The following is a 4,186-nucleotide window of genomic DNA, read 5'->3' as shown; positions in this document are numbered from 1 at the left end:
GGGCGGCAGTTGTCAGGGTCGACCTCTGCCCCGAGGCCATCGGCAAAGCAGAGAACACCCCGGAAACTGCCAGCGGCATGACCCTTGTCGCCCTCTACCGACAACGTCGTGAAAGTCACTTCCAGCGGCTCCGGCGCGCCCTCGGACATCCAGAATTGCATGTTTCCATCGGGGGCAAAGCTCATGCTGGTCGAAATAGGTGCCGTTTCCGGTCCGGGGGCATGCGACATGAAAGTGGCGTCAATGACGAAATTGCCGTCTTCCGTCAGCAGGCTCAGGGAGGAAAAATTATTGAGAGTCAGAAACAAATTGGCCGTCGGCGATACAAGATCACCATCGGTCACGATGACTGTTGAACGCTCGAAGGCTTCGCCATCAAAGGTGGCCGTGATCTTGCCGATCTCCTCGACCTCCCAGGCATGGGCCGGAAGGGAGAGTAACGGCAGCGCGAATGCCAGAAGCGACAGGGTTCGTGACGGGAATGATTTCATGATGCGTTCTCCTTAGTTGCAATTCGGTGTCGTCAGCTGGAATGCGCCGGCATCGGATACTTGCGCCCGACCTTCCGCCATCAAGGCCTCGCCAATGGTGCGAAAGTCATCATCAGCCAGTCCCAGACCATCGAGAATCTCGTTGATGTTCGACCGGTCGACGACACATCCGGCTGCCTCGATCGCCGCGACAGCACGCTCTGTCTGCGTGCCAGCGGTCGCAGTGCATGCTGGCGTTGTCAGGCGGAATACCCCTATTTGGGAGACATCGGCGAAGCCTTCGGCGACAAGCTCTTCGCCGATGACGCGGAAAGCCTCGTCGCTGAGCCCGAGGCCGTCAAGAACCGCATTGATGTTCGTGTCGTCGACTGTGCAACCGGCGGCCTCGATCGCCGCAACAGTCCGGTCTTTCGGGGTTTCGGCATAGGCTGCGGTTGTAGCGGATGCGATGCAGGCTGCGCACAGAAGGGATGTCTTGGCCATATTCGATGTCTCCTTTCAGTTTGGTCGGTATCTGGAAAGCGGTGTTGCAGTCTTACGGGTCGGTCCACACCATCGGCATTGACCGGACAAGCCCCAACAGATCGGCCTGACGGCGGATCCCTGTCTTGTCAAAAATGTTTCGTAGGTGGAACGCGACGGTGGTGGACGATACATCAAGCCGATCGGCCACCTGATCGCGCCGCAGCCCTTCTGCGATGAGAAGTGCAACGCAGGCTTCGGCCGGGGTAAGATCGAACAACTGGCGTAACGTCTCGGCATCAAGCGCCTGCTGACGTTCGGGGTCGGAGATGGTGAGCATGGCTGCGATGCCGTCCTTTCCCGCTGCCTGTCCAAGGGGCCGCCCCAGAACCATAAGTCGGCGGCCCCCTGTTTCGAGCAGGAGCGCCGCCTCGGCCACCTGGCCAGAGGCCACCTTCTTGGCCAGCGCCACAAGTTTACGGCCATCCCCGCCCTCGACGCCGATACGGGGGCCGAGGTCGATCTTGGCCTGCCGTGCGAGGATTTGCGCCGCGCGATTGGCATGGCGCACGCCGCCATCCTTTCCCAGCAGGACCACGCCGACCGCGAGCCGATCCAGCACCGCCGTACTCGGGGCATCGCGTCTAGATGACCGCAATCGCGCCACCTGGTCGAGCCGCGCAGCGACCATGGCGCGCAGAAGATCGTAATCAATGGGTTTTGTCAGGTAATCGTCCGCACCGGCGCGGTGTCCCTCGATCATCTGTTCGCGCGAGGACAGCGCGGTCAGGAAAACGAAGGGAATGTCATCGAAATTGGGCCGCGTGGCCCGCAAATGCGCGAGCAGGGCGTGGCCGTCCATGCCGGGCATGACGATGTCGCACAGGATAAGGTCAGGGCGACGGCTGTTGAGCTGATCCAGAGCTTCCCGCGCGTCACCCACCGCAATCACCCGATAGCTGGCCTCGCGTAGTTCAGCAGCGATGTCATCGCGCAACGAAGGTTCGTCCTCGATGCACAGGATCAGCGGGGCGGTCATGTCACCACCTTGCCCGGCAGGCTCAACCGCGCGATCAGCCCGCCGCCCTCACGCGGTTTCAGGGTCAGATCGCCGCCCTGAAGGCGTGCAAGATGGCGCGCTAGCGGCAGTCCGAGTCCCGAACCCGGCAGATCGCGATGTCGCGCCCCACGCGCGAAATTATCGAAAGCACAAGCCAGTTCTTCAGGTGTCATACCAGACCCTTGGTCACAGACGTCGCACATGGCCATATCGCCGCTGAATAGCGGCCTGACATCAATCTCGCTGTCGGGCGGGGAATAGAGCAAGGCATTGCCCAGCAGGTTTGCCAGGATTTCGCTTGTCAGGACAGGATCGCAGATTGCAGTGACCGGACGGTTGCCACTGCGAAGCGTCACGCGGCGACCCGCCTGCAAATCCTCGATTGCGGTGGCGGCAATTCTATCCAGATCGTGACAAGCCAGTTCGGGCGCAACCGCACCTCTATCGACCCGCGCCATCAGAAGTGCGGTGTCGGTGAGTCGAATAAGGCGCGCCACCGCCTGGCGCGACACGTCTGCCTTGGCGCGGATCACCTCGGGTGTGGGCGGTTTGCCAGATCGGGTCAGCCGGTGCATCGCGCTGTCGATGACCGCAAGCGGCGTCCGTACTTGGTGTGCGATCAGGTCGGCGAACCGCCGATAGCCCTCTGATGCTGCACGCTCGCGATTCAGGTCCCGTTGCAACCGCTCGGCGCGGAGCCGGTCTACCCGAGCCCGCATCAGACGTCTTTCGCGGTCGACAAGCAAAACGGCGAGTGCGGCGCCTGAAATCAGAGCCCCCATAATGGCAACCAGCGCCAGAAGGTGCAGTTTACGCAACCGATCCAGACGCTCAGACTGCACTTGCCACTCCCGCGACATGACTTGGCTCGCCTTCTGGCGTAAGGCCGTTGACAGCGCTGTGACATGCGCCTTCAGCGCTGCCGGGTCGCCACCATAGGCTGGATCGAGCCTGAGCAATCCGTCCCGCCAACCCATCAGCCCGTCTGCAAGTCCAGCCTCGCTGAGGAAGCGCCATTGGGGGCCGTCGCGCAGGAGATTCAAGCGTGACACCAGAAGATCATAACGCAGCAGCACCTCGGACGAGCTCGCATCGCTTGACAGGGCTGAGGAGAGAGACAGCGCCTCGATCTGGGTCTGACCGAAGATCCATGTCATATTTTGGGTTGCCGAAATCTGCATTTGCCGTTCGATGCGGATGATGTTGGCAGCTGCAACAACCAGCAGCCCCAGACAGACTACAATCAACGCGCCCAAGCCGGCATAGCGCCAGTGCGCGCCCAATCGGTTCATTGCACATGCAGCGCGCTGAGTTGCCAGACCCAGCGCATGTCATAGCGGATATCGGCCAGCACGCTGTGATCGTCGCGTGGGTACACAATCCAGACCGGCCCTTTATCGCGCGGTGTGAGTGCAATGCCGTCCATGTAAAGCGCCGCGATGACGTCGAACTCGTGGAAATCATCCATTGGAATGTCGATCACATAGTCGTTGAGTGCGCGGGCCGTCACGGTGTCGCCACGGGCCTGCGCACGATCAAGGATATCGCGCATCAAAACGCCACGGAACACCGGCTGGCCATCGGTCACAGTCGTTGAAGTCGCGATCTCGTGCCACTCGAGCGCGTCAAGGTCTGTCTGTGTCAGCTCCACCTGTCCGCCGGTGACAGCACCGGTCAATGTCAAAAGTACCTCTTCGGCAGCCGCTCCGGACGCGCTGAGCGCCAACATAACTGTTCCAAACAGCAGGCGTTTCATGACTGTCATCGGCAACTATCCGTAAAGACTTCTAAAAACGGGCTTAGGATAACACGCAAAATCGCATCGTGCCCACTCCAAACGAACGGGGCGAGATTCTCCAGACAGGTTTACGAAGTAGGCCCACCAGACGGGGGATACGAAGTGCGAATCACACCACGTTTCATGGATGCCTTATGGCTGGCTTTGGGGCTCATGGCAGGTAGCGCGGCAGCGCAGGATCAGGCAGGGTTTGTTACTGGAAGTTTGGGGGACACGCCGCTTGAACTAACCGTGTCGCCTGACTTTTCAGACGCAACCATCATAGGAACCTATGTTGATACGTCCCTTTTTGCCACGCAAATTGACGGCGGCGGAGGACCGGTAACACTGATCCTTACTTTCAATGGTGAATTGGCCGATCTTGCGGAAGTAATG

At 60.4% G+C, this 4,186-nt stretch carries 6 protein-coding genes; 1 reads left to right on the top strand and 5 read right to left on the bottom strand.

The window, feature by feature from the left end; all coding sequences use genetic code 11:
- The 5 genes from KBT70_RS10250 to KBT70_RS10230 all read right to left on the bottom strand — a co-directional run.
- A partial coding sequence (locus KBT70_RS10250; protein WP_296632345.1) for a hypothetical protein occupies positions 1 to 491 on the bottom strand: 491 nt, incomplete at its 3' end.
- 12 nt (positions 492 to 503) lie between these two features.
- Positions 504 to 974: a hypothetical protein gene (locus KBT70_RS10245; protein WP_296632343.1), complete on the bottom strand. Its 471-nt coding sequence runs from the start codon at positions 972 to 974 to the stop codon at positions 504 to 506.
- A gap of 52 nt (positions 975 to 1,026) precedes the next feature.
- On the bottom strand, positions 1,027 to 1,992 hold the full coding sequence (locus KBT70_RS10240; RefSeq protein ID WP_296632339.1) for a response regulator: 966 nt from the start codon (positions 1,990 to 1,992) through the stop codon (positions 1,027 to 1,029).
- Positions 1,989 to 3,305, bottom strand: coding sequence for an ATP-binding protein (locus KBT70_RS10235; RefSeq protein WP_296632336.1), 1,317 nt, complete (start codon positions 3,303 to 3,305; stop codon positions 1,989 to 1,991). Before KBT70_RS10235 ends, KBT70_RS10240 begins: the two co-directional genes overlap by 4 nt.
- Positions 3,302 to 3,778: a molybdopterin-dependent oxidoreductase gene (locus tag KBT70_RS10230; RefSeq protein ID WP_296632332.1), complete on the bottom strand. Its 477-nt coding sequence runs from the start codon at positions 3,776 to 3,778 to the stop codon at positions 3,302 to 3,304. The genes KBT70_RS10235 and KBT70_RS10230 overlap by 4 nt, the downstream gene beginning before the upstream one ends.
- 135 nt (positions 3,779 to 3,913) lie before the next feature.
- Between KBT70_RS10230 and KBT70_RS10225 the strand changes: the two genes are divergently transcribed.
- Positions 3,914 to 4,186 (top strand): hypothetical protein (locus KBT70_RS10225; RefSeq protein WP_296632329.1); only part of this gene is annotated, 273 nt, incomplete at its 3' end.

Origin of the sequence: Roseovarius sp. (assembly GCF_018066915.1) — a bacterium.
Classification (GTDB): domain Bacteria; phylum Pseudomonadota; class Alphaproteobacteria; order Rhodobacterales; family Rhodobacteraceae; genus Roseovarius.
Note: the sequence above shows the minus strand (reverse complement) of the source record. Positions and strands in the feature narration are given on the sequence as shown.